The following is a 26,079-nucleotide window of genomic DNA, read 5'->3' as shown; positions in this document are numbered from 1 at the left end:
CCTGGGAACATTGATCGCGTTTTGATATCGCAGCATGAGACAGCTTTATTGATCTTTGGAGCAATTCCAACTCTCATCAGCGGGTGCCAGCAACCCCTGATTTGAGAGCGCGGATGACACCGGTCTATGAACCCTGGGATGAGGCGCGCGGCGCCGAAATCATCGCCGAGCACGACAAGCTCGAAGGCGCCACGCTGGTGATCCTGCATGCGCTGCAGGAAGCCTTCGGTTACGTGCCGGAGCCGGCGATTCCGATGATCGCCGCAGCACTCCATCTGTCGCGCGCCGAGGTCCACGGCGCATTTACCTTCTACCACGATTTCCGGCACCAACCCGCCGGCCGCCATGTGCTGAAACTGTGCCGCGCCGAGGCCTGCCAGGCCGTGGGCGGCGATGCGCTGGCCGCGCGCGCGGAAGCAAGGCTCGGCATTTCCCTTGGCAACACCACCGCCGATGCGCGGGTGACGCTGGAGCCGATCTACTGCCTCGGGCTCTGCGCCACCGCGCCGTCGGCGATGCTCAATGGCCGCCTCGTCGGCCGGCTGGATGACGCAGGGATCGATGCGCTGGTGGCGGAGGTGCAGCGATGACGATGCGCATTTTCGTTTCCCGCGATGCCGGTGCGGTCGCCGTCGGCGCCGATGATGTCGCCGGCGCGCTGGAGCGGACCGCCGCCAAGCGCGGCCTCGCCATCGAGATCGTCAGGACCGGATCGCGCGGGCTCTATTGGCTCGAGCCCATGATCGAGGTCGCAACATCGCAAGGCCGGGTCGCGTTCGGCCCGGTGACCACGACCGACGCGCGGTCGGTGCTGGATGCGATGGCAGCCAGCAGCCCGCACCCGCTGCGGCTTGGTGTCGCCGACGAAATCCCCTGGCTGAAGCGGCAGACGCGGCTGACTTTTGCACGCTGCGGCGTGATCGATCCGCGCGCGGTCGAGGATTATCGCGCCCATGACGGCTACAAGGGCCTGGAACGGGCGCTGCGGCTGACCCCGGACGAAATTCTCGCCGACGTCACCGCCTCCGGGCTGCGCGGCCGCGGTGGCGCCGGTTTTCCGACCGGCATCAAGTGGAAGACCGTGGCGCACACCAGCGCCGACCGCAAATACATCGTCTGCAACGCCGACGAAGGCGACAGCGGCACCTTTGCGGATCGCATGATCATGGAAGGCGATCCCTTCGTGGTGATCGAGGGTATGACCATTGCCGGCATCACGGTGGGTGCGACCAAGGGCTATATCTACATCCGCTCGGAATATCCGCACGCCGTCGCGGCGATGAATGCGGCGATATCGGCCGCGAAACGCGCCGGCTATCTCGGCGCCCGCATCAACGGCTCCGCGCACGATTTCGACCTCGAAGTCCGCGTCGGCGCCGGCGCCTATGTCTGCGGCGAAGAGACCTCGCTCCTGGAAAGCCTGGAAGGCCGCCGCGGCATCGTGCGCGCCAAACCGCCGCTGCCGGCGCATAAGGGCCTGTTCGGCAAACCCACCGTGATCAACAATGTGCTGTCGTTCGCGGCGATCCCCTTCATCCTGGCCGGCGGTGCAACAGCCTATGCGGATTTCGGGATGGGCCGTTCGCGCGGCACCATGCCGATCCAGCTGGCCGGAAACATCCGATATGGCGGCCTGTTCGAGACCGCCTTTGGCGTTACCCTCGGCGAACTGATCGACGATATCGGCGGCGGCACCTTGACGGGCCGTCCGGTCCGCGCGGTGCAGGTCGGCGGCCCCCTGGGCGCGTACTTTCCCCGCGCGCTGTTCGATACGCCGTTCGATTACGAAGCGTTTGCGGCGCGCGACGGCCTGATCGGCCATGGCGGCATCGTGGTGTTCGACGACAGCGTCGACATGGCCAAACAGGCGCGCTTTGCGATGGAATTCTGTGCGGTGGAATCCTGCGGCAAGTGCACGCCGTGCCGGATCGGCTCCACGCGCGGCGTCGAGACCATCGACAAGATCCGTGCCGGCGAACGCGTGGCTGAAAATCTCGCTGTGGTCGAAGACCTCTGCAACACCATGAAATTCGGCTCGCTGTGCGCGCTCGGCGGCTTCACGCCCTACCCTGTCATGAGCGCACTGAAACATTTCCGGGAAGATTTTGGCCCGGCACCGGCCCGTCTGCAGGCCGCGGAATAAAGGAGATCGCCATGTCGCTGATCCAGGAAACCGATTTCGGAACGCCCCGCTCGAAATCCGAGACGATGGTGACGCTCACCATCGACGGCAACAGCGTCACGGTGCCCGAAGGCACCTCGATCATGCGAGCGGCGATGGAAGCCGGCACGCAGATCCCAAAGCTCTGCGCCACCGACATGGTCGATGCATTCGGCTCCTGCCGGCTCTGCCTGATCGAGATCGAGGGCCGCGCCGGCACGCCGGCGTCCTGCACCACGCCCGTTCTGCCCGGCCTCGTGGTCCACACCCAGACCGAGCGGCTGAAGAAGCTGCGCAAGGGCGTGATGGAGTTGTACATCTCCGACCATCCGCTGGACTGCCTGACCTGTGCCGCCAACGGCGACTGCGAGTTGCAGGACATGGCCGGCGCGGTCGGCTTGCGCGACGTGCGCTACGGCTATGAGGGCGACAACCATGTGTTCGCCAAATCTCATGGCGAAGCCAATGCGGCGTGGATGCCGAAGGACGAATCGAACCCCTATTTCACCTATGATCCCTCTAAATGCATCGTCTGCTCGCGCTGCGTCCGCGCCTGCGAGGAAGTGCAAGGCACGTTTGCGCTGACGATCTCGGGCCGCGGCTTCGACAGCCGGGTGTCGCCGGGCATGAGCGAGAGCTTTCTGGGATCGGAATGCGTCTCTTGCGGCGCCTGCGTGCAGGCCTGCCCGACCGCGACGCTGACGGAAAAATCGGTGATCGAGATCGGCCAGCCCGAACATTCTGTTGTGACGACTTGCGCTTACTGTGGCGTCGGATGCACCTTCAAGGCCGAGATGCGCGGCGAGGAAGTCGTGCGCATGATGCCCTCCAAGGACGGCAAGGCCAACCGCGGCCATTCCTGCGTCAAGGGCCGCTTTGCCTGGGGCTATACCACCCACAAGGAGCGTATCCTTAAACCGATGATCCGCGAGAAAATCGCCGATCCCTGGCGCGAAGTGTCGTGGGACGAAGCGTTCAATTTCGCTGCCGCCAAATTCAAGGGCATCCAGCAAAAATACGGCCGCGACGCCGTCGGCGGCATCACCTCGTCGCGCTGCACCAACGAAGAAACCTATCTGGTGCAAAAACTGATCCGCGGCGGGTTCGGCAACAACAATGTCGATACCTGCGCCCGCGTCTGCCATTCGCCGACCGGCTACGGCCTGTCGACTACGTTCGGCACCTCGGCCGGCACCCAGGACTTTGATTCCGTCGAACACACCGACGTCGTGATGGTGATCGGCGCCAATCCCGCGTCCGCACATCCGGTCTTTGCATCGCGGCTGAAGAAGCGGTTGCGGCAAGGTGCAAAGCTGATTGTGATCGATCCCAGACGCACCGAGATGGTCGAGGCCCCGCATCTGACGGCGCTGCACCTGCCACTGATGCCCGGCACCAATGTCGCCGTGCTCACGGCGTTGGCGCATGTCATCGTTACCGAAGGCCTTGTCGATGAAGCCTTCGTGCGCGAGCGCTGCGACTGGAGCGAATTCGAGGAATGGGCCGCCTTCGCAGCCTTGCCGAACAACAGCCCCGAGGCCACCGCGATCATGACCGGCGTCGATCCGAAGGAGTTGCGCGAAGCAGCCCGGCTGTTCGCCACCGGCGGCAACGGCGCGATCTATTACGGGCTCGGTGTCACCGAGCACAGCCAGGGCTCGACCACGGTGATCGCGATCGCCAACCTCGCGATGGCAACCGGCAATATCGGCCGCCCCGGCGTCGGCGTGAACCCGCTGCGCGGCCAGAATAACGTTCAGGGCTCCTGCGACATGGGCTCGTTCCCGCACGAGCTGCCCGGCTACCGCCATATCTCGGGCGACGCCGTTCGCGACCAGTTCGAGGCGATGTGGAACGTCAAGCTCGATCCGGAACCGGGCCTGCGCATTCCCAACATGTTCGACGCCGCGACGAGGGCACCTTTATGGGCCTCTACGTGCAGGGCGAGGATATCCTGCAGTCCGATCCGAACACTAAGCACGTGGTGGCGGCGCTGTCGTCGATGGAATGCGTCATCGTCCACGATCTCTTCCTCAACGAGACCGCGAACTACGCCCACGTCTTCCTGCCCGGCTCGACCTTCCTGGAAAAGGACGGCACTTTTACCAATGCCGAGCGCCGCATCCAGCGCGTACGCAGGGTGATGACGCCGCGCAACGGTTTGGCCGACTGGGAAGTCACCATCGGGCTCGCGAAAGCGATGGGCTTTGAGATGACTTACGACCATCCATCTCAAATCATGGACGAGATCGCGGCGCTGACGCCGACTTTCGCCGGCGTCTCGTATACAAAACTCGACGAACTCGGCTCGGTGCAATGGCCGTGCAACGAGAGGGCGCCGGAAGGCACGCCGGTGATGCATATCGGCGGCTTCGTCCGCGGCAAGGGCAAGTTCGTGATCACCGAATATATCCCGACCGACGAGCGCACCGGCCCGCGTTATCCGTTGCTGCTGACCACCGGCCGCATCCTCAGCCAGTACAATGTCGGCGCCCAGACCCGCCGCACCGAGAACGTGGTCTGGCACGGCGAGGACCGGCTCGAAATTCATCCGCACGACGCCGAGCAGCGCGGCGTGCGCGACGGCGACTGGGTAAGGCTCGCCAGCCGCGCCGGTGAAACCACCTTGCGCGCGGAGATCACCGATCGCGTCGCGCCCGGCGTGGTCTACACCACCTTCCACCATCCGGACACGCAGGCCAACGTGATCACGACCGAGTATTCCGACTGGGCCACCAATTGCCCGGAATACAAGGTCACGGCGGTGCAGATTTCGCCGTCGAACGGTCCGTCCGACTGGCAGAAGGCCTATGACGAGCAGGCCCGTCACTCGCGCCGGATCGCGCCGGTCGTGGAAGCCGCGGAATGACGATGCACGATCCCGTCCGCAAGGCCCGCCGCCAGGTCTGGCGCGACGGCAGCCGGAGCGAAGGCCCGCGCCTGATCCCGGAAGAAACCGCGCTGGCGCTGACCTACAACGGCGGCACCTACGCCGTGATGATGGGCACGCCGCAGAACTTAAGAGATTTCGCCGTCGGCTTCAGCCTCAGCGAAGGCATCGCACAATCGCCTGACGAGATCGAGACGCTCGACATCATCGAACTCGACGACGGCATTGAACTGCGAATGTGGCTTAAGCCGTCGAAGGCCGCACTCATCAACGAGCGGCGGCGGCATATCGCCGGCCCCACCGGCTGCGGCATCTGCGGCATCGACTCGATTGCCGAGGCCGTTCGCCCCGCAGCCATAGTGCCGGAAGGCCGCAGCTTCGCGCCCCACGAGATCATGGCGGCGATCGCTGCGATCGCGCCGCTGCAGCAAATCAACATCGAGACCCGCGCCGTCCACGCCGCGGCGTTCTGGACACCGGCGCGCGGCATCATGTGCCTGCGCGAGGATGTCGGCCGCCACAATGCGCTGGACAAGCTCGCGGGTGCGCTGGCGCAGGCCAAGGTCGCCGCCGGCGAAGGCATGGTGCTGCTGACCAGCCGGGTCTCGGTCGAGACGGTGCAGAAGACCGCCGCACTCGGCGCGCCGCTGGTGGTTGCGGTTTCGACACCGACGGCGCTGGCGGTGCGGATGGCGGAGGCCGCCGGCATCACCCTGGCCGCGATCGCGCGATCCGATGGTTTTGAAGTGTTCACGCATCCGAAACGGATTGCGGCAGAAGTCATGGCCAAGGAGGCCGCTCATGTCGCCTGATCGACTGATCTGCATGGCCAACCAGATCGGCAAATTCTTTCAGAGCCAAGGCCACGACAGGGCCGTGCCCGGCATTGCCGATCACATCAAAAAATTCTGGGATCCCCGGATGCGCAAGGCGATCTTTGCCCATGTCGACACCGGTGGCGCCGGCCTCGATCCCAATGTCCGCGACGCGATCCAATCGCTGAAGCAGGCGTAGCGCATCGTGTCGAAGCGGCACAAATTGTCATGCCCCGCGAAGGCGGGGCATCCAGTACGCCGCGGCCTCTCGATTTCACTACGCCGGCTCTGGAATACTGGATCGCCCGCCGGAGCCTGTCATCGGGCGGCCATTCGGCCGACCCGTTGGCGGGCGATGACGGCGGGATCGTTGAACGCTTCCGAGCGCCTACTGCCTCTCGAGCTTCGTGATGGTTTTGGTTCCACCCGCTTCGGTGGCGGAGAATGTCACCCTGTCGCCGGCGTGCAAATTGTTCAGCATGCTTTCTTGCACCTTGAACTCCTCGGCAGAGCTTCCGGAACTCGCTCCGACCGTGCCGCTCTGGGTTTCTCGAATGGCGATGGTGCCGCTGATCCGATCAATTTTGGTGACCGTTCCCGTCGACGCTTGCTGGGCCAGAGCCGCCGAACTGACGACGATGAGGGCCGCAAAACCGGCCAAAGCGATCTTTGCCATGTTCATGGGAGTCTCCCGGAATTCGAACCGTCGGCGATAAGCCGCCATGACCGGATTTGTTCCCAGCGGCGTGACGATTGCGGTGCAACAGTCGGTTCCATCGTCACTCACGCATGCTCTGCGCCGTCTCGCTTGGGGAGGTTGCGCAGAGAAGCGGTTCAGCGCTAGTTTTTGTTCCCGAACAAGGAGACTGTGATGCGCTTTGGTCTGTTGCTACTGGGATTGATTGCCGTTGCCGCTCCGGCGCATGCCGAGCAGCGCCTGGCCTATGTGACCATGGTCCTGCAGGCTTTCGCCGCCAAGGTGGAATGCCCCGGCACCGATGTCGCCTATCAGGATCTGGTTCAAAAGGCGCAGGAAATGCAACTGCCGGATGGAACCACCGAGCAGGTGCGCAAGGCCATCGCCTACTTGCACACCGGCGGCAAAATGGGCGAACGCGGGGATGAAGAGCTGATGACGGAAGTCGCGATGGCGACAAGGTCGACGGACCTCGACCAGAAGCGGATCGGCATGGCGGCCTGGTGTGAGGCTCAGAAAACCAAGCTTGCCGGGTTTATCCGCACCAAGAACTAACCCGGTACCGCACCGCTCGCACGCAGGCGCGGGCTCAATTTTTTCAGCGCGCCAAACCCAAAGCGCGGCACGCCGCGTTTTGCGACCCGAGCATCGTCAAGCCTTTCCATCCGCCAGCATCCTGGCGCGGATTTCGGATTTCAGCACCTTGCCGACTTTGGAGCGCGGAAGGTCATCCCAGACTTCGATCTGCTTGGGTGTTTTGACGCTTCCGATCCGCTGCTTCACGAAGCTCGATACCGCGGCGACATCGATGGTGCGCCCTGCTCTCGCCTGTACCACAGCGACAACGCGTTCACCCCACTTGTCGTCCGGCAAACCGATCACGGCGCAGTCCTGAATGGTTTCGTGGGCCTGAAGGGCGTTCTCGACTTCGACCGAATAGACATTGAAGCCGCCGGTAATGATCATGTCTTTGGCGCGATCGACGATGTACAGGAAATTGTTCGCGTCGAGATATCCGATATCCCCCGTATGGTGCCAGCCGTGCGCGGAAGCCTCCGCCGTGGCTTCGGCGTTCTTGTAGTACCCGTCCATCACCAGCGATCCGCGGACGACGATTTCGCCGCGCGCTCCGGCCGGCAGCAAATTGCCGTCGCCATCCATGATGCCGACCCGAACCAGCGGCCCGACACGGCCCGCCGACGACAACCGTTCAGTCGCGATCGAACCGTCGGGATTGTAGTGGTCCGCAGGCGGCATCATCGAGATCATCATCGGTGCTTCGGTCTGCCCAAAGAGTTGCGCCATCGGGCCAATCTTTTCCAGTGCCTCGGTCAGGCGCGCCGCCGAAATCGGGGCCGCGCCGTACCAGAAGCATTGCAGCGAGCTGAGATCGGCACTTTCGAGCTTCGGATGATCCAGCAGCATGTAGATGACGGTTGGCGGAAGGAACGTGTGCGTGACCCGGTAGCGTGCGATCAGGTCGAGGAATTCGCCGACGTCCGGGTGATGCATGATCACCACCCTGCCTCCGAGCGTCATGATGGGAAAGCACAGCACGCCGGCAGCATGCGTCAGCGGCGCGAGCGCAAGATAGATCGGCCGCCCCTTGAACGGATAACCCATCAGGGTCAACGCAGCCATCGTTTCGATGTTGCGTCCCGAGAGCATCACGCCTTTGGGTTTGCCGGTCGTTCCGCCGGTGCCGGGTATCATCGCAAGATCATCAACGCAATCGCGCTGAAAGGGCTGGTCGTCGACGTCGGCAAGCCAGGTTTCGAACGACGGCGCGAAAGACATCTCGGTGTCGAGACATACAAGCTGACGCAATTTTGGTAGCTGCGGCCTTAGTTTGTCGACCATCGGCGCGAAACCGCTGTGAAACAGCAACAGGCAGCAATCGAACGCGTCGAGGATGAACTGGTTTTCCGCCGCCTCGTTGCGTGGGTTGATCGGACACCAGACGGCCCCGGCGCGGGAAATACCGAATACGCAGGCAAAGGCGATCGGATCGTTGCCGGACAGGATCGCGACTTTCTCCCCGGGAGCAACGCCGGAATTGTCCAATCCGCGTGCAATCCGGTAGCTAAGGCGCTGCACGTCACCATAGCTCAGGTCGTTTCCGTCCATGGTCAGGCATGCCGCATCGGCGCCAAGCGAGGCGCCCTTATCCAGATAATCGACAAGTCGCACGGACCACCTCCGGAAAGAAGACGGGTGGCGCGGTGGTCCGCGCGACCCGGTTGCATCAATTGTGAACCGTCAGAACCGGATTCATCACCAGTCCGAAGCTTCGCAACTGCCCCAGCAGTTCGCGATGCCCGAACGCCTGACAGGCGGAGGCAAAGCCAACTTTCCTGGGAGCCGTCTGCAGCAGCGAGAATGCAGCGTAGGCCTGCAGCATTCCGGTCTGCTTGTAATTGCAGTTGCCATGAATCACGCAATGCGCGCGGCCGAGCGGACCGGATGCATAGACGGAGTCGATCGAGGTATTGATGCGCGGATTCTCGCGCGGCGGCATACTTGCCTGCAGCGTTGCCGCGATGTCGGCCAGCGCCTTCTCCTGCAGGTCGGGCGGAAGCGGCCTGATTTTCTCTTTCACCATCTCCTGGGTTTGAACCACACCGAGCATGATGTCGCGCTGCATGACGCCACCGAGCACCTTGCAGTTGGAGACGCGCGGATCGTTCTTGAACCAGACCGGATGCGCGGTGCCGCCCCACGGGACGGCAATGGCGCCCTCATGCTGACCGGGAACATTGACCTCGAAATTGGCTGCCACATCCCATTCGACAAATTTGTTCTGGACGAGATAGTACCAGTTCGCCTTGAGGATGGTGAAGATCGTCTGCGTCGAGGCGTAGGTCGGGAACCCCTTCCACAGCACCAGGATATCGAGCGTATCGAGACCCGGCGTTTCGAGGCAAATGTTCGCCGCGATTTCTCCCGTCGTGTACATTTGCGCGACGTTTGGCGCCAGCAGCAATTCCTTTGCCGCGAATTTTGCTCCCCAGCGTTCCTGCGCCAGCATCACCCAATCCTGTTCGCCGGTCGTATCCGTGTAGTGACAGCCGGCCGCAAGACAGGCTTCGACGACTTCGGGGCCGAACTTGATAAATGGGCCGACCATATTGCTGACGACCTTCGCGCCCTTGAACAGCTCAGTCAGCGCTCCGACCGTGTGCTCAACCTCGGCAATCTCGTAGTCTGCGGTTTCGATGCCGGGAATTTTTTCGACGACGGCCTTCACTTTGGCGGCGTCGCGGCCGGCCGCAATGAAGGCAATGTTGTACTCACGCAGATATTCACAAACCAGACGCCCCGTGTAGCCGGAGACGCCATAGACGATGACGGGTTTCTTCTCGCTCATATTCATATCCTCCCGAATTTCCGTTTTTTACATTTTGGCGATTTACATGCCCATGCCGCCGTCGACCGGCAGGCCGGCACCGGTGATGAAGCGCGCGTCGTTGGAGCAAAGGAAAACAGCGGCGTCGGCCATGTCGCCGACCTCGCCCAACCGGCCAAGCGGTGTCTGCTCGACGACCGATGCGACGGCGGCGCCGACGTCCGGTGCCAGTCCGGCGGCGACGATGTCGTTGGCCAATTGCATGCCCATGTCGGTGGGGACAAGCCCGGGATAGAGACAGTTGATCCGCACGCCATAACCGAGCTTGCCGGCTTCCATCGCGGCGACCCGCGTCATGCGGTCAACGGCCGATTTGGTGCCGGAGTATCCGGCAATGGCCGGAAACGCGATCGTAGCTGCGACCGAGGCAATATTGACGATGGCCCCGCCTGCACCTGCACTTCCGCCAGGTCGCATCGCGCGAAACGCATGCTTCATGCCGAGAGCGGTGCCAACGATGTTGACGTCGCACATCCGGCGCAGATCTTCAGCCTTGAGATCGACGACCAGCGAGGTAATCTCGATGCCTGCGTTGTTGATCAGGATATCGTAGCCGCCCAGCGTGGCGATGGTGGCAGCGACTGCCTTTTCCCATTGCGCGTCGTCGGTGACATTCAGTTCCACAAAGCCGGTCTTGGCGCCTGTTTTGGCAAGACGGACGGCGGTTTCCTTGCCGAGATCGGCGAGAATGTCGCCGATCATCACCGAAGCGCCGGCATTCGTAAGCGCCTCCGCGATCGCAGCGCCGATGCCTCGCGCTCCGCCGGTGACCAGAGCCTTGCGGCCAGCCAGATTCTTCGTACTCATCGTTGTCCCTCCCTTGTGATTTCTGTTGTGACGCGCCGAGGCACGCCGCCAGCGCTTTCTCCCTATGCACGGCTTCTTCCGGCCGTGAATCCTGAAAAACTTGACGATTGTCCAAGATTATCTTGACGATTGTCTAAAATCTTGACATTTGTCAAGCAATCCTTGACTGAGGATGATTTCGGAAGGCATTTCAGGGCATTATGGCCGCCGAAGTGACGCGGCGATTCGGAGTTTTGGACGTGCGCAAGCAATCTGCGGTGACGCAGCGGAAAATTGAAACGCCAAGCCGGCCAAGCAAGCCTTCGGATCGGATCGAGCGTTCGCGTGTCGATAAATTCAGCGCCCGACGCATCGAACTGGCCGAGGCTGCGTTGGAAACCCTGGCCGAGCTCGGCTATGCGCGGACCAGCCTGCGCGAGATCGCGCAGAAATCCGAGTTTACGCACGGGGTGCTGCACTATTACTTCAGCGACAAGGTCGACCTGATCTGCTGCTGTGTTCGTCACTACAAGTCGAAATGCGTCACGCGGTACGACCAGATCACGTCAGCGGCGCAAAGCCGCGACGAACTGATGAAGGGCTTTCTGGAGAAGCTCGGCGCCACGGTTCGCGACGAGGCCGGGATGCATCGCCTTTGGTACGATCTTCGTTCGCAGTCCCTGTTTGAAGGGGCCTTTCGCGACGACGTCGCCGAGATCGACAAGAGCCTGGAAGACATGGTGTGGCGAGTCGCGTCCCGCTTTGCCGCACTTGGCGGCCGACAACCTGTCGTCTCCCGGGGCGCCCTCTATGCGCTGTTTGATGGACTTTTCCAACGATGCCTGTTGCGGCATCTCTCAGGCGATCGCACGGCCATCGCGGACCTGCAGGAAGAAGTGGGGCGCCTGCTCCCGACCATTGCATAACGGCCGCCGGCATGCGGTCACCCGCAGAGGCAACAGCATGGTCGGGAGGATTGCAGGATCGAGCACACAGCAGCCTGCTGGATGCCGGCGTCCTCGACGCTAGTTGAACCCGACCTTGATGAAGAACGCCAGAAGTGTGCCGCCTATGACGGCGCAAATGGCAGCGAGGATGAGCGGCGCCAGCGAGCCCTGCCGATTGTCCGGCTCCAGCACGGCATTGCCCGGCCGCTCCGGATCGTAATAGACGGTGACGGGTTGTCCCGGCCGGTAATGGCCCGCAGCTTTTTCCGCGAGTTCGCGAAGGCCGTAGATCGCGGTCCCTCCCCAATTTGCCGCGGTGCCGACGAAATCGCGCTTGCCGACCTGATACGCGTAGCGCAGATCGACCTGATAGCGATGGATTTTGCGAATGAACGACTTGTCGTCATTGCTCTTGTCCTCGATCGCCTCCTCGATCACGCCTGAGGTGGTAATGCTGCCGGCCACGGTCGGCCACCGCAGGCTGGCGCTGGCGAGCTGCCGCCCGCGGACGAATGCGACGACGCCGAAGACAGCGCCGAGCAGCGCGAGGATCGGCAGCGGGAAAACGAACAGCGGAACACCGTTGCCGGTATAGAGCACGTGGCCTGCGATCGAATGCGCGGTCAGAATCGCCGCAATCAAGCCGAACACGATCGTGAAGGCGGTCAGGGCCGAGACATTCCGCAGCTCAGTCGGCTCCAGCAGCGTTTGCTTGGGGTCGTTCGGGTCGACATAAACATCGACGTGGGCGCCGACCGGATATCTCCCGACCAGTTTGCCGGCGAGCACGCGGGTCATCAGCGGCTGGCCGCCGATCGCGACCTGGTCACTCTCCAGTTCCTGACCACCGGCGCGATAGCGATAGCGGATGATGGGAGTGGCGTCGTTCAGATCGTCCGAGACATGCTCGGGCGGTTGATCCACCTCGGAGACGGTGATGACGCCCTCGATTTTGTCCCAGCTGCGGGCCGCCTGCATCTGGCCTCGCATGCGAAACAGATTGAACAGCATTGCGCCAAAAATCAGCAGGCAAACGCCGGCGGCAATTTGCGTCCAAAGCAATTGATGGGCATCCAGCATCTGGTTTCCTTATTTGAATTGCAAAAATCGCAAGAAGAGGTCGTCACGGCTGACATCGCGTGTCGTGCCGCGAGGGGGCCCCCTTCCGGACCGATCCGGCTTGCGTGCCGGCCGGGACGAGAGCCGACAGAGCGTCGAACTTCAATGTGTCGCGCAGAGAAAACATGCAATTTGCCCCTCGATCCCCGGTGAGCGCGCCGCGTTTCGGCCGCCGGCGCGCTCAATCAGGCGCTGCCCTGATCGCACACGGCATTGTGTCGCACCCTGCGTCATTTAGGTTCACAGCCGTCGTGGAGGCCACGGCATTGCGGGCGGCAGCCGCTTTACGGGCGGCATTGCCGCAGACGTCCGAAGATGGGAGTACGCACCCCCTAACCGCCGCCAACCAACGCCCCGAACACCCGCCGCACCTCGGCCTGGGTCTCGCGCACGCGGGCTTCCAGCGTTGAAAAGTCCGGCGTGTCGCCGGCCCGCGCCATCACCCGCAACAAATCTTCGCCCGCGGTTTCCGGCTTGAATTTTTCAGTGACGCACAGCCTTAGGATCTGCGTGAGATCGTGGTAGAGCCGCGCGGCCGAGCGCAGGATTTCGGTTTCCGGCTGCGCCAGCACGCCGAGCCTGGCGGCATTGTCGAGCACCTGCAGGGTCGAGACGTTGAGAATTTCCGGCTTCTCGGCGGCGTGCACGAGCTGGAGATATTGCGCGATGAAATCGATATCGACGAGGCCGCCGGCGGCCAATTTCAAATCCCAGACGTCGTCTTCGCCCTTCTCCAGCGCGATGGCGCGGCGCATGTCGGCGACGTCGGCCGCCGTGACGGCCGGATCGCGCGGGCGCGTCAGCGCGGCGCGGATGATGGCTTCGATCCTCCCGCGAAGCTGCGGCGAGGCCGAAATCACCCGCGCCCGCGTCAGCGCCATGTGCTCCCAGGTCCAGGCTTCGCGCTCCTGGTAATCGGCAAAAGCGTCGACCCGCGACGCCACCGGTCCGGCGCGGCCGGAAGGACGCAGCCGCATGTCCACGTCATAAAGCACGCCGTAATTGGTCCGCGTCGTGAACGCCGAGATCAGCCGCTGGGTAAGACGCGCAAAATACTGCGCGCCGTGCAGCGATCGCTCGCCGTCTGAATCCGGCTGCTCGTGGTCGAAATCATAGAGCAGGATCAGGTCGAGGTCGGAGGACGCCGTCATCTCGCGGCCGCCGAGCCGGCCCATGGCGAGGATCGCGGTCTCCTGCCCCTTGATCCGGCCGTATTGCGCGGCGAACTGATCGGTGACCAGCCCATGCACGGTATGGACGATGCCCTCGGCGACGTCGGCGAAGGCGACGTTGGCCTGCTGGGCGGAAACCGTGCCGGAGAGAATCCGCGTGCCGATCAAAAACAGGCTCTCCTGGCCGAACAGCCGCAGCCGATCGAGAAAGTCCTCGTAGGAATGGGCGTCCTTCAGCGTCGCCGCCAGCCGGGCCGATAATTCCTTCTGATCCGGCATCGCGCCGAAAAAGCGCGGGTCGATCAACCCGTCCATGATCTGCGGCTGGCGCGCCAGCATGTCGCCGAGCCGGGGTGCTGCGCCGAGGATCAGCGCCACCAGCGCGACCAGGTCGCGGTTCTGGCTCAACAGCGAGATCAGCCGCGCGCCGCGTTGCAAGGCGCCCAGAAAACGATCGAACGCCGTCACCGCATCGTCGGGGTCTTCGGCATGCGCCAGCCCGTTGATCAGGCCGGGAATGAACTCGACGAACGCGCTCCTGGTGGCCTCGACGCGCAGTGCGCGATAATCACCCTGCATCCATTGCTGAACGGTCTTTGCCACCATGAGCGGCTTCTTGAAGCCGAGCGTGGCGAGATGGTCGAGCAGACGCGGATCGTCCGGGCCGGCGCCGTAGTCGACATCAGGCAGTTTTTCGGTGCCGGTCGGGTCACCTTCGAACAGCTTGCTGTAATGCCCCTGCACGGTGTTGAGATGGCCGAGCAGGTCCCTGGCAAAGGTTGCGCGGCTGTCATAGCCGAAGAAATGCGCGAAGCGTTCCACCGCCTCGGCATCCTCGGGCAGCGCATGGGTCTGCTCGTCGGCGATCATCTGCAGCCGGTGCTCGACCCGGCGCAGGAATTCGTAGGCCGCGGCCAGTTCGTCGTGCGCCTGGAAGGTGATCCAGTTGCTCGTCGCCAGCACGTTCAGCGCCGCCAGCGTCGGCCGCACCCGCAACTGCGGATGACGGCCGCCGGCGATCAATTGCTGGGTTTGAGCAAAGAACTCGATCTCGCGGATGCCGCCGCGTCCGACCTTGACGTTATGGCCCTCGACCGCGATCTCGCTCTGGCCGCGATAGGTCTGCATCTGCCGCTTCATGTCGTGGACGTCGGCGAGCGCCGCGAAATCCAGATGCTTGCGCCAGACGAAGGGCGCCAGCTCCGAAACCAGCGCCTCGCCGGCTTTGGGATCACCGGCGCAGGGCCGCGCCTTAATCATCGCCGCGCGCTCCCAGGTGCGCCCTTCCCGCTCGTAATAATGCAGCGCCGACAAGGTCGAGATCGCGACCTGGGTCGAAGCCGGATCCGGCCGCAGGCGCAGATCGACGCGGAACACATAGCCGTCGCCCGAGCGCTGCTGCAGCAGCCGCGACAGCGCCTGCGTCACGCGCACGAAAAACGGCTGCGGCTCGATATCCGGAACCAGCGACGTCGCGGCGGGATCGAAGAACACGATCAGGTCGATATCGCTGGAATAATTCAGCTCGCCAGCGCCCATCTTGCCCATCGCCAGCACGATCAGGCCGCTGTCCTGCTCGGGCCGGTCGGGGTCGGCCGGAATCATCCGGCCGCGCGCAACCTCCTGCCGCAGCAGAAAGCGCAAGGCCGCCTGGACCGAGGCCGTCGCAAGATCGGTCAGCGCCGCCGTCACCCGCATCACGGGCCAGACCCCGCCGATATCGCACAGCGCAATCAGGAGCGCGGCTTCCGCCTTCATGCGACGGAGCAGGTGCATCACGTCGGTCTCGCGGGCGGCGGCGAACACCTCGTTTGATGCCTTCTCGATCAGCGCAGCGAGGTGTTGTTCCGGGTCGCACGCCAGCAACCGGATCAGCCGCGCGGCGTCGGCCCGGATCAGATCGAACAGATAGGGCGAGAATTCCGCGATCCCGAGCAAAATGGTTTTGGCGAACGGATGATCCAGCAGTCCGCCGAGCGCAGCCGATTGCGCCGGCTCCAGATCGGAGAGCCAGTCGTTCAAGAGCTGCTCGGCTTGATTGGAAGCGGAGACATGCGGCCCGTCCGCGAATCGCGCGGCCAGTCGATGTCGTTCCGCGTTGCCCGGCGCGGATGAATTCATGCCACCTTCTGTGGCACATCCTGCGTTTGAGCCGCAAGCCTGTCACTGGCCGCGGGGAGTGCGGGGATCGCCAGCGTCGCGATCAATCCCGGATAGGAATCACCGAGCCTGAGCTCGCCGCCATGCAGCGTTGCCACCGCCGACGCCAGGCTGAGGCCAAGTCCGGAACCCGGCAGGGTGCGGCTGGCCTCGAGCCGGACGAATCGTTCCACCGCGTGTTTGCGATCGCCTTCGGGAATGCCGGGACCATGATCCCTGACGCTGAGCAGTATCTGGTCGCCCTCGCGCCGCGCCTCGATCAGGATCTCCTTGGTGCCCGCCACGGCATCGGCGCCCAGCGGCTGCGCCGATGGGGCCGGCTTGCCGTATTTGATCGCGTTCTCGACCAGATTGGCCAGCGCCTGGCTGATCAGCTCGCGGTTACCGTGAAGCCGCGCCGGCGCGGATTTGACGTGCAGGATCATGCCGTCGTCTTCCGCCAGCGGCTCATAAAGTTCCTGGATGCCGTTGGCGACGTCGGCGGCGTCGAAATCGTCCATATTGCCGCGCGCCTGCCCGGACTCGGCGCGCGCGATCATCAACAGCGCATTGAAGGTGCGGATCAGGCCGTCGGATTCCTCGATAGTACGCTCCAGCGCCGCGCGGTATTCGCCCTCGCTGCCGGAGCTCGCCAGCGCCTCCTCGGCGCGGTTGCGCAGGCGCGTCAGCGGCGTCTTCAGGTCGTGGGCGATGTTGTCGGAGACTTCCTTCAGCCCCATCATCAGGGCCTCGATCCGCTCCAGCATGGCATTGAGGTTTTCGGCCAGCCGATCGAGTTCGTCGCCGCTGCGCCCGACCGGCAGCCGGCCCGAGAGGTCGCCGGCCATGATGCGCCGGGTGGTGCCGGTCATGGCGTCAATCCGGCGCAGCACCCGTCGCGCTACAAAGATGCCGCCGCCGATACCGAGCACCACGACGACCAGTATCGACCATTGCGCGGCGTGGGCGACGATCCCGAACAGCCGCCGGCGCTCCTCCAGATCGCGGCCGATCAACAGCCGGAAGCCATTGGTCATTTCGGTAACGCGCACCAGCGCCCGATGATCGGTATTGTCCTGATCCTCCATCCGCCGGTAGGCGGTCTCCGACCAGCCCGATGTCGCCATCACGCCCGGCGCCAGCGAGCCGACATTGCCGGCAAGCGCCTGTCCGGTCGGCGTGGTGACGAGATAGAGATTGGCGCCGGGCCGCAGCGACCGGTTGCCGATCGACAAGATAAGGCCGCGCAGCCCGCGCCGCGCGTAGATATCGCTGATCTCGCTGACTTCGACGTTTACCGTGGTGGTGATCTGCTCGGTGATCAGCCGGCGCGTATTCCAGGCGAAATAGCCGAGCAGCGAAGCGGCAAACAGCGCAAACAGGAACAGATAGACCAGCGTCAGCCGGAACGCCGTGGTCCGGATCAGTTTACCGAATGCCGTCACGGATCATGTATCCGGCGCCGCGGATCGTATGCAGCAGGGGTCGCTCAAAACCCTTGTCGATCTTGGAGCGCAGCCTTGAGATATGCACGTCGATGACGTTGGTCTGCGGATCGAAATGATAATCCCAGACGTTCTCCAGCAGCATGGTGCGGGTCACCACCTGCCCTGCGTGCTTCATCAGATATTCGAGCAGCCGGAACTCGCGCGGCTGCAATGTCAGTTCGTCCTTGCCGCGGGCGACGCGGTGGGAGAGCCGGTCCAGTTCGAGATCGCCGACCTTGTAGGTGGTTTCTTCCGCCGGGCCGCCATGACGGCGCGACAGCACTTCGACGCGCGCCAAGAGCTCGGCGAACGAATAGGGCTTTGGCAGATAATCGTCACCGCCGGCGCGCAGGCCCTTGATGCGGTCGTCAACCTGCCCGAGCGCCGACAGAATCAGCACCGGCGTCCGGTTGCCCTTTTCGCGCAGGGAACCGATCAGCGACAGGCCGTCGCGCTTCGGCAGCATGCGGTCGACCACCAGCACGTCGTAATCGCCGCTGTCGGCGAGCGACAGGCCTTCCTCGCCATCGCTGGCGAGATCGGCGACATAACCGACTTCACGGAACGCCTTGACCAGATAGTCGGCGGACTCGCGGTCGTCTTCGATGATCAAGAGGCGCATCTGGGAGGCGGTTGCGGTCAAGTGATTGGCTTTCTCTCACCATGGCGCGGGCCGCATGCCGATGCAAGGCGACCCGGAACCCTCTCGATCATGTGAAAAAAGCGGGCGGTGAAGCTGGGGGACCTCACCGCCCTTAGGCCTTCCGACGGAGGGGGGCGTATTCCACCGGAAGGTAGCCAGTGGGAGCGAACCTTGAGCCCGCTCCCCGGAAAGTGCCGTCGGCGGGGGCGACGAATGCCGGCGACACCCTCCATTGGCGTAGTTAACCCTTGGCCAGCGGCAACGCCACAAACCGCGACGAACCGCCGCTCTTCACGCGCATGAGAACGCTGTTCTTGTTGTCGGTGCGCGCGGCATTGATCGCCTCCCGGATGTCGCCGGCATTGGTAACGCTCTTGCCGGCGACTTCGAGAATCACGTCGCCTTCCTTGAAGCCGCGCTCCGCTGCCGCACTCTTCGGGTCGACCTCGGTGACCACGACGCCGTCCTTGCCGGCGCCGGCCACGCTGTTGGCGGGGGCCACCGTCAGGCCGAGCTTCGGCACGTCGGTCCCGCGGGTGACGCCGCCGCCCTTGTCGTTGTTGTCGGTATCGGCCTTGGCCTCCAGCGTATTCGGCAACTGGCCGAGCGTGAGGTTGATGACCTTGTCCTCGCCCTTGTGCAGCACGTTGAGCTTCACGGCGTTGCCGGGCGCCAGACCGCCGATGGTGCGGGCGAGCTCGCGGGCATCCTTGACCGATTCACCGTTCACCGCGGTGATCACGTCACCGGATTCGATGCCGGCCTTGGCCGCCGGGCCGTTGGCCTGGGGTTCCGCGACCAGCGCGCCTTCCGCCTTCTTCATGCCGAGGCTGTCGGCAATGTCTGAGGTGACCGGCTGGATCTGGACGCCGATCCAGCCGCGGCTGACCGAGCCCTTGTCCTTGAGCTGCGCGATCACGCTCTTCACCGTCGAAGCGGGGATCGAGAACGCAATGCCGACGCTGCCGCCGGACGGCGAATAGATCGCGGTGTTGACGCCCATCACCTCGCCTGAGGTATCGAACGCCGGGCCACCGGAGTTGCCCTTGTTCACGGGCGCGTCGATCTGGATGAAATCGTCATACGGGCCGTTGCCGATGTCGCGGCCGGAGGCCGAGACGATACCGGCGGTCACGGTGCCGCCGAGACCGAACGGGTTGCCGACCGCCAGCACCCAATCGCCGATCCGCGGCTTGCCGTCGGACAGTTTTGCGAACGGGAAGTTCGATCCGCCTTCGACCTTGATCAGCGCGACGTCGGTACGCGGATCGGTGCCGATCACCTTGGCGGTGTAGGTCTTGCCGTCGTCGGTCGTGACTTCGACCTTGTCGGCGCCGTCGACGACGTGGTTGTTGGTCACGGCATAACCGTCAGCCGAAATGAAGAAGCCCGAACCCTGACCGGTCACCGCGCCACGGCCGCCGCGCGGACCACCGCGCAAGCCCGGGGGCAAGCCATCCGGTCCGCCGAAGCGGCGGAAGAAGCGCTCCATCGGCGAGCCCGGCTGGAACGGCGAGTCGTCGTCCTTGCCCGCGCTGTCGTCCTTGCTGACCTTCTCGTTGATGTTGACCTTGACCGAAATCACCGACGGCTTCACGCGCTCGACAATGTCGGCAAAGCCGATGGGCTTCTCGACTTTGCGGACTTCGTTGTTGACCTGCGCGTGCGCCGGGCTGGAGAAGATATTCCCGGGGCCCTGCGACGGGCTAAAGCCATAAACGGCGACGCCGAGGCCGGCGACGACAGAAGCCATCAGCGCGAATTTGCGCGCCGAGAACAGCGAGCGCCGCGGCGCACGATAGGACGGAAGCGAAGAAAGATCAGTGGGACGGTCGGTCATTGTTCGGAATCTCCAGGGCCAGAATCGACGGTGCCGGGCGAGCACCTGACAGCACCAAAGATGGGGATTTCCGCCTTACCGCGCGCTGGCGAGGGAATTAAACTTTCGTAATGGAGGCATAACCGGATGCGGCAGAATAGCGCAGGCCCATGAAAGGGTTAGACGAGACCTAAAGCAGCTTTTCGGTCGGCTCCGCCGCCATCAGGCGTTCCAGCCGGGCTTTTTCGTCTGCGGTCAATTTGACGGCGGAGTCGTCGGTATCTCCTGCGGATTTTCCGCGACGGCGGCTGTACCGCCACATCACAAATCCGCCGCCCAAAAGCACCAGCGGCGGGACCAGCCACAGCAACAGGGTATGCTGATTGACCCGCGGCTTCAGCAGCACGAACTCGCCATAGCGCGCGGCCAGAAAATCGATCACCTGCGCGTCGCTGTCGCCGGCTGCGATCCGCTCGCGGACCAGAAGCCGGAGATCGCGCGCCAGCGGCGCCTCGGAATCGTCGATCGACTGGTTCTGGCACACCATGCAGCGCAATTCCCGCGACAGATCGCGCGCCCGCGATTCCTTGGCTGGATCCGCCATGATCTCGTCGGGCTGCACGGCGTAGGCGGCCGGGCATCCCAGCAGGACGGTCACGGCGAACAGGCAGGCAAGGAACTGCTTCAATGGATCACTCCGCCGCCTGCAGCCCGCGCAACGCCCTCGCCGGCTTCGGCGCCCCGACTCGCAGCCTGCGGTCCGACAGCGACAGCATGCCGCCGAACGCCATCAGCACGGGTCCCCACCAGATCAACAGCACCAGCGGCTTGTGATAGATGCGCACCGCGATCGCGCCGTCGGCCGTGGTGTCGCCAAGCGAAATGTACAACTGGCTGGCGCCGCGCGTCAGCAGCGCGGCCTCGGTGGTCGACGCTTCCCGGGTGGTGAAATTGCGCTTCGACGGCGTCATCACGCTGAGCTTTTGGCCGTCGAGATCGACCGTGAACCGCGCGATCATCTCGCGGAAATTCGGCCCCTGCCGCTGGACCATGTCGTCGAGCCTCAACTCGTAGCCTGCGACTTTCGCAACGTCGCCCGGCCTCATCGTGCTGATATATTCGCTGTTCCAGGTGGTTTCGCAGACGATTCCGATCAGGGCGATGCCGACGCCGGCATGGGCGAATGCCGAGCCCCAGGTCGCGCGCGGCAATCCGCGCGCACGGCGCATCGCCGTTCCCAGGGGAACCCGGAACAGGCCGGTACGCTCGGCCAGATCAGTGAACGCGCCGGCAATGACGAACACCGCAAGGCCGATCGCAAGCGGCGCCAGCGTGCTGCCGCCATACGTCCATGCCCACAGCAACGCGATGGCGATCAGCGCAGCTGCGCCGGCCGCCGTCAGCCGCTGCGCGGCGCCGAGTAGATCGCCGCGCTTCCAGGCGAGTAACGGCCCGAACGGGACGGCGACCATCAGCGGCACGAACAAGGGCGCAAAGGTCAGGTTGAAGAACGGCGCGCCGACCGAGATCTTGTCGCCGGTCAGGACCTCGAGCGCGAGCGGATACAGCGTGCCGATGAAAACCGTCGCGCAGGCGGTGGTGAGGAACAAATTGTTGAGCACCAGCGCGCCTTCGCGCGAGATCGGCGCGAACAGCCCGCCCTGCTTCAGCGCGGACGCCCGCCAGGCGTAGAGCGACAGGCTGCCGCCGATGAAGATACAGAGGATCAAAAGGATGAACACGCCGCGCGTCGGATCGGTCGCAAACGCGTGCACCGATGTCAGCACCCCCGAACGCACCAGGAAGGTGCCGAGCAGCGACAGCGAGAAGGTCAGGATCGACAAAAGGATGGTCCAGACTTTCAGCGCGTTGCGCTTTTCCATCACGACCGCGGAATGCAACAGCGCGGTGCCGGCCAGCCACGGCATCAGCGAGGCGTTTTCGACCGGATCCCAGAACCACCAGCCGCCCCAGCCGAGTTCGTAATAGGCCCAGTACGAGCCCATCGCGATGCCGAGCGTGAGGAATATCCAGGCCACCAAGGTCCACGGCCGCACCCAGCGCGCCCACGCCGCATCGATCCGGCCTTCGAGCAAGGCTGCCACGGCGAACGAGAACGAGATCGAGAATCCGACATAGCCGAGATAGAGCATCGGCGGATGCACGGCGAGGCCGATGTCCTGCAGCACCGGATTGAGGTCGCGGCCCTCGATCGGCGGATTGGCGATCCGCAGGAACGGGTTCGAGGTGATCAGGATGAACAGGTAGAACGCGCTGGCGACCCAGGCCTGCACCGCCAGCACATGGGCGCGCAGCGACAGCGGCAGATTGTTGCCGAAGGCTGCGACCAGGCCGCCGAACAGCGCCAGGATCGACACCCACAGCAGCATCGATCCTTCGTGATTGCCCCAAACGCCGGTGATCTTGTAGATCAGCGGTTTGAGCGAATGCGAATTCTCGTACACGTTGACGACGGAGAAATCCGAGGTGACGTGCAACGACACCAGCGCGGTGAACGATATCGCCGCGAACAGCAATTGCGCCAGCGCGGTGGAGCGCGCGACATTCATCAGGGCGACGTCGCCCCAGCGCGCGCCCACGATCGGCACCGTGGACTGGATCAGCGCCAGCGCGAGCGCCAGCACCAGTGCGTAATGTCCGGCTTCAGCGATCACCGCATGGCTCCCTGCGTCGGCTGGGGCGCGGCCGATGCGCTTGGCTTTTTGCCGTAGTCGTCCTTCCAGTGGCCCTGCTCCTTCAGCGCGTCTGCGACATCCTTGGGCATATAGGTCTCGTCATGCTTGGCCAGCACGGTGTCGGCCCTGAATGTGCCGGAGGCATCGAGCGCGCCCTCGGCGACGACGCCCTGCCCTTCGCGAAACAGGTCGGGCAGGATTCCCTTGTAGGACACCGGCAGCGTGGCGCTGCCGTCGGCGACGCTGAAATTGACCGCCAGATTGTCGCCGCGCTGGAGCGATCCCGGCTGTACCAGCCCGCCGAGGCGGAAGCGCTTGCCGGCGGAGATATGTTTTTCGACCACCATCGACGGCGTCGAGAAGAACACGATGGAATCGCGCATGGCGTTCAGCACCAGTGCCGCCGCGACCGCGAGCACCGCGAGCGAGCCGCCGATCATCGTCAAACGCCGCTGCTTGCGCGTCATGGTCTTCCCTTGTGCATTCGCCTGATCATCCATCAAGCCCGAGATTCTTCAGGCCCTCATTGAGCTGGCGCAAGCGCTCCGCATTGTTGGCGACGGCCTGACGGGCATCGGTGACCGCGCTTGCCGCCTTGTCGCGGTCGCCCATCACCATATAGGCCCGCACCAGCCGCAGCCATCCCTCGACGTCGTCGCCGTTTTGCTTCAGCCGCGTCGCCAGGCGATCGACCATGCCACGGATCATCGCGCCGCGGTCGGCGTCGTTCATCTCCTTGGCCGCGGCCATCGCGCTATCCGGCAGCGCAGGCACTGCCGGACCGCCGACCCGGACCAGCGCCGCCTGGACCAGCGGCCGCCATGGCGCGTCCGCCGGCGCCTTGGCGAGCATCCCACGCCAGATCGAGGCGGCATCGGCGTTGCGGCCGTCCTGCTCGGCGGCGAGCCCCAGGAAATAGTTGGCCTTGGGATCGTCGGCGCTCAGTGCGATGGCGCGCTCGAATTCGGCCTTGGCGTCCGAGGTGACGACACCGCCCGCGGCACCCGCAAGGGCTTCGCCAAGATCGGACCGGCGCTCGGCGCTGTCGCCGTTATAGGTGATCGAATTGCGATAGGCGCGGACCGCCTCGTCGAAACGGCCGAGCCGCGCCAGCACCGGCGCCAGCACGTTCCAGCCGCGGCCATCGGTCGGGTTCTGTTCCAGATGGGCTTCGACCTGGGCCACCAGACTGCCGAGCGACTGGGTGGCGTCGGCGACGCGGGCGCGCCCGGCAAGCGGGAAATCGCCGAGCTGCGGCGATCCCAGCGAAAGGTAGAAACCAACCGCCACGACAGGCAGCCCGATCAATGCCGACACCGCAGCCAAACGGCGCAATCTGACGTTCGACTGCATCGTGGGATCGCGCTGATCGTCAACGGCGGCCAACAGGCGGCGGCTGATTTCGACCCGCGCAGCATCCGCCTCCGGCGGCGCGATCAGGTCGGCGGCAACATCGCGATCGATCTCGGCGAGTTGATCCTTGTAGACCGCAGCCTCACTGCCCCCACCTTGCGGCCGGGCGCGCCGGCCCAACGGCCAGAGCACGGCAAAGATCGCCGCGACCGTCATCAGCGCGAACACAAACCACAGCGTCATCAAGCGGTTCCCGGGCGGAACGGCGCTTTTCAGGGAAGCGCCGATGCGCCGCTTTACACTACCGGCGGCAAGCCCGGCAATTGACAATTACTGGATCGAAACCGGGGCCGGAAGACCCGGAATTCGCTGGCAAAATGAGACAGCCGCCCTATCCGGCGCGGGAGGGTTTGCGCTCGCCGGTCACCGCGTTTTCGGCGGCCCGGCTCATCAGCGACGCATAGTCGTGGCCGAACAATACCTCGCAGAAGCGGATCGCCGCCTTGACCTGCATCTGCCGGTAGGCGCGCGCCTTGGTGTCGCCGCCGCGCAGCGCCTGCACCAGCCCCTCGGTGGAATGTTCGACATATTGTTGCAGGTCGGAATAGGTCCGCAGCGTGACCTCGTTGATCGCGAGCTCGCTCGCATAGGTGCGGCACACCGCGACGAAGTCGATGAGGGCGGCGGTTTCCTCGACCTCCGACGGATCGATCTTGGGAGCGGAGGAAATGTCCTTGTCGGCACGCTGGCGCAGGATGCGGCGGACCCGGCCGGGCACGCTGTCGATTTCCGACTGCAGCGAGTTGGAAGTATCGGCTCGGATCGCCGTCAGTTGTTTGCCCCATGAGGAGTCGTTGCGCAGATCGAGTTCGGTCCGCAAGCCGCGCACCCCGTCATGGAGGATTTTCAGCTGCTCGCCGACATTCTCAAAATGGCCGCGCCTGATATCCGTCCGCAGGCAGGCCGCGAGGAAGTAGAGATCGTGCAGCGCGATGGTGACGGCCACGCCGTAAGGCGTAGCGGCAACGCGAATTTCATCGTCAGATGCCGCCATCTTGATCGCGAGGCGGATGATCTGCCAGGGCGCCGCCAGCCGCAGCATGATCAGCGACAGCGCAAACGGCAGCAGCTGCGGCGTTTGCAGCGAGGGAACATTGAGCGCCGAGCTCACCGACGCGATCTGGGGGTCGGCAAAAACCCGCAATTGGCTGGGGAGCCGGCTGCCAAGCGTATCCAGCGCCTCGCGTGCCCGCAGAACCGCGCCGATCGACAACAGATCCTCGACGACATTGGACGGGCCGATGCGGGACAGCGAACGCTGCTTGTCGTCGCCCGGTGCGGTTGCAACCTTCGAGATCGCCTCGACCGCGGCGAGCTGGAACTTGCGGGCGGCCGCTTCGAGCATGGACGCCGTACCGGCCTGCCGCGCCTGGGCCAGCACGGCTTCGAATTCGCGCGCCTGCTCGGGCGCGCCGTCGCGACTGAGCCATTGCCAGACCGGCAGCAGCGACGTGCGCCGGATCTGGCCCGGCCGCACCGGAAAAATGCTCTCGGCGAGAAACGGCTCGAGCGGACGGAACAGGAGACGCGCCGGATCGTCGGTCCGCGGCTGCGCTTCCTCGTCTTCCTCGGTTCCGCGCGCGAGCTTGCGTAATTGCTCCAGCACGAGGGTCGCGACCGCGGTGTCTTCGCCACGCTCGATGGCGCGCTCGAACCCCCGCATCAGCAGCGCCTGCGCCTGCGGCGGGAGCTGCGCGAGATAGTCCCTCAGCCGCTCGGTCGATGTCTGGCTCATGCGTCCGGTATGGATGCTTTGTGTCACGCGGACGGCAACACGCGTCCACCGCAATCATAAAAGTGCGCGCGTTAAGAAGTCGTTTAGGAATGATGAATTGACGGCTTCAAGGCTCATTCCGGATCGAAATTGCCCTGTGTTTCCCGCGGGTCTG

The 26,079-nt window shown here is 64.2% G+C and carries 20 protein-coding genes and 1 pseudogene; 7 read left to right on the top strand and 14 right to left on the bottom strand.

All coding sequences use genetic code 11. The features are described from left to right. Positions 1–113: 113 nt before the first annotated feature. The 5 genes and pseudogenes from V1289_RS39310 to V1289_RS39290 all read left to right on the top strand — a co-directional run bounded on the left by V1289_RS39310 (position 114) and on the right by V1289_RS39290 (position 6,065). Positions 114–590 (top strand): formate dehydrogenase subunit gamma, encoded by a 477-nt coding sequence (locus tag V1289_RS39310; protein ID WP_334404403.1) that lies wholly within the window; start codon positions 114–116, stop codon positions 588–590. After that, on the top strand, positions 587–2,143 hold the full coding sequence (locus tag V1289_RS39305; protein WP_334404401.1) for a formate dehydrogenase beta subunit: 1,557 nt from the start codon (positions 587–589) through the stop codon (positions 2,141–2,143). The genes V1289_RS39310 and V1289_RS39305 overlap by 4 nt, the downstream gene beginning before the upstream one ends. Before the next feature lie 11 nt (positions 2,144–2,154). After that, positions 2,155–5,030 (top strand): annotated as a pseudogene (gene fdhF / locus V1289_RS39300) (formate dehydrogenase subunit alpha). Positions 5,031–5,032: 2 nt separating this feature from the next. Beyond that, complete coding sequence (fdhD, locus tag V1289_RS39295) at positions 5,033–5,863, top strand: formate dehydrogenase accessory sulfurtransferase FdhD (protein WP_334407849.1); 831 nt, start codon at positions 5,033–5,035, stop codon at positions 5,861–5,863. Beyond that, complete coding sequence (locus V1289_RS39290; RefSeq protein ID WP_334404400.1) at positions 5,853–6,065, top strand: formate dehydrogenase subunit delta; 213 nt, start codon at positions 5,853–5,855, stop codon at positions 6,063–6,065. The genes fdhD and V1289_RS39290 overlap by 11 nt, the downstream gene beginning before the upstream one ends. 189 nt (positions 6,066–6,254) lie before the next feature. Here the strand turns inward: V1289_RS39290 and V1289_RS39285 are convergent, their stop codons facing one another. Beyond that, positions 6,255–6,590 (bottom strand): copper-binding protein, encoded by a 336-nt coding sequence (locus tag V1289_RS39285; protein WP_334404398.1) that lies wholly within the window; start codon positions 6,588–6,590, stop codon positions 6,255–6,257. Between the two features lie 147 nt (positions 6,591–6,737). Between V1289_RS39285 and V1289_RS39280 the strand changes: the two genes are divergently transcribed. Beyond that, positions 6,738–7,118, top strand: a complete 381-nt coding sequence (locus V1289_RS39280) for a hypothetical protein (RefSeq protein WP_334404396.1) — start codon at positions 6,738–6,740, stop codon at positions 7,116–7,118. Between the two features lie 96 nt (positions 7,119–7,214). On the opposite strand, the gene V1289_RS39275 is transcribed toward V1289_RS39280, so the two are convergent. Genes V1289_RS39275 through V1289_RS39265 form a run of 3 tightly spaced genes read right to left on the bottom strand, consistent with a single transcriptional unit; the run spans position 7,215 to position 10,776 of the window. Next, complete coding sequence (locus tag V1289_RS39275; RefSeq protein ID WP_334404395.1) at positions 7,215–8,753, bottom strand: AMP-binding protein; 1,539 nt, start codon at positions 8,751–8,753, stop codon at positions 7,215–7,217. A 55-nt stretch (positions 8,754–8,808) separates the two neighbouring features. Continuing rightward, on the bottom strand, positions 8,809–9,930 hold the full coding sequence (locus tag V1289_RS39270) for a DUF5938 domain-containing protein (protein ID WP_334404393.1): 1,122 nt from the start codon (positions 9,928–9,930) through the stop codon (positions 8,809–8,811). 42 nt (positions 9,931–9,972) lie between these two features. After that, positions 9,973–10,776: an SDR family NAD(P)-dependent oxidoreductase gene (locus V1289_RS39265; protein WP_334404392.1), complete on the bottom strand. Its 804-nt coding sequence runs from the start codon at positions 10,774–10,776 to the stop codon at positions 9,973–9,975. Between the two features lie 239 nt (positions 10,777–11,015). On the opposite strand from V1289_RS39265, the gene V1289_RS39260 reads away from it, so the two are divergent. Beyond that, a complete protein-coding gene (locus tag V1289_RS39260) occupies positions 11,016–11,681 on the top strand; it encodes a TetR/AcrR family transcriptional regulator (RefSeq protein WP_334404390.1) in 666 nt (221 codons plus the stop codon). Positions 11,682–11,780: 99 nt separating this feature from the next. Here V1289_RS39260 and V1289_RS39255 read toward each other — a convergent pair whose 3' ends face one another. The 10 genes from V1289_RS39255 to V1289_RS39210 form a co-directional block, all read right to left on the bottom strand. Further along, positions 11,781–12,782 (bottom strand): DUF3592 domain-containing protein, encoded by a 1,002-nt coding sequence (locus V1289_RS39255; RefSeq protein ID WP_334404389.1) that lies wholly within the window; start codon positions 12,780–12,782, stop codon positions 11,781–11,783. 371 nt (positions 12,783–13,153) lie between these two features. Beyond that, positions 13,154–16,114, bottom strand: coding sequence for a bifunctional [glutamine synthetase] adenylyltransferase/[glutamine synthetase]-adenylyl-L-tyrosine phosphorylase (locus V1289_RS39250; RefSeq protein ID WP_334404387.1), 2,961 nt, complete (start codon positions 16,112–16,114; stop codon positions 13,154–13,156). Then, entirely contained in the window at positions 16,111–17,577 is a 1,467-nt protein-coding gene (locus V1289_RS39245; protein WP_334404385.1) for a sensor histidine kinase, read from the bottom strand. The genes V1289_RS39250 and V1289_RS39245 overlap by 4 nt, the downstream gene beginning before the upstream one ends. Continuing rightward, on the bottom strand, positions 17,561–18,241 hold the full coding sequence (locus V1289_RS39240; RefSeq protein WP_074280906.1) for a response regulator transcription factor: 681 nt from the start codon (positions 18,239–18,241) through the stop codon (positions 17,561–17,563). Before V1289_RS39240 ends, V1289_RS39245 begins: the two co-directional genes overlap by 17 nt. Before the next feature lie 262 nt (positions 18,242–18,503). Continuing rightward, positions 18,504–20,102: a Do family serine endopeptidase gene (locus V1289_RS39235; protein WP_334404383.1), complete on the bottom strand. Its 1,599-nt coding sequence runs from the start codon at positions 20,100–20,102 to the stop codon at positions 18,504–18,506. 169 nt (positions 20,103–20,271) lie between these two features. Beyond that, positions 20,272–20,769, bottom strand: a complete 498-nt coding sequence (locus tag V1289_RS39230) for a cytochrome c-type biogenesis protein (protein WP_334404381.1) — start codon at positions 20,767–20,769, stop codon at positions 20,272–20,274. Between the two features lie 4 nt (positions 20,770–20,773). Beyond that, positions 20,774–22,756 carry a heme lyase CcmF/NrfE family subunit gene (locus V1289_RS39225; protein WP_334404379.1) on the bottom strand — a complete coding sequence of 661 codons (1,983 nt, stop codon included), beginning with the start codon at positions 22,754–22,756 and terminating at the stop codon, positions 20,774–20,776. Next, entirely contained in the window at positions 22,753–23,244 is a 492-nt protein-coding gene (ccmE, locus tag V1289_RS39220) for a cytochrome c maturation protein CcmE (protein ID WP_334404377.1), read from the bottom strand. Before ccmE ends, V1289_RS39225 begins: the two co-directional genes overlap by 4 nt. A 25-nt stretch (positions 23,245–23,269) precedes the next feature. Beyond that, complete coding sequence (gene ccmI / locus V1289_RS39215) at positions 23,270–24,373, bottom strand: c-type cytochrome biogenesis protein CcmI (RefSeq protein ID WP_334404376.1); 1,104 nt, start codon at positions 24,371–24,373, stop codon at positions 23,270–23,272. Positions 24,374–24,521: 148 nt separating this feature from the next. Continuing rightward, a complete protein-coding gene (locus V1289_RS39210; protein WP_334404375.1) occupies positions 24,522–25,925 on the bottom strand; it encodes a hypothetical protein in 1,404 nt (467 codons plus the stop codon). Positions 25,926–26,079: the final 154 nt, after the last annotated feature.

Origin of the sequence: Bradyrhizobium sp. AZCC 2289 (assembly GCF_036924615.1) — a bacterium.
Classification (GTDB): domain Bacteria; phylum Pseudomonadota; class Alphaproteobacteria; order Rhizobiales; family Xanthobacteraceae; genus Bradyrhizobium.
Note: the sequence above shows the minus strand (reverse complement) of the source record. Positions and strands in the feature narration are given on the sequence as shown.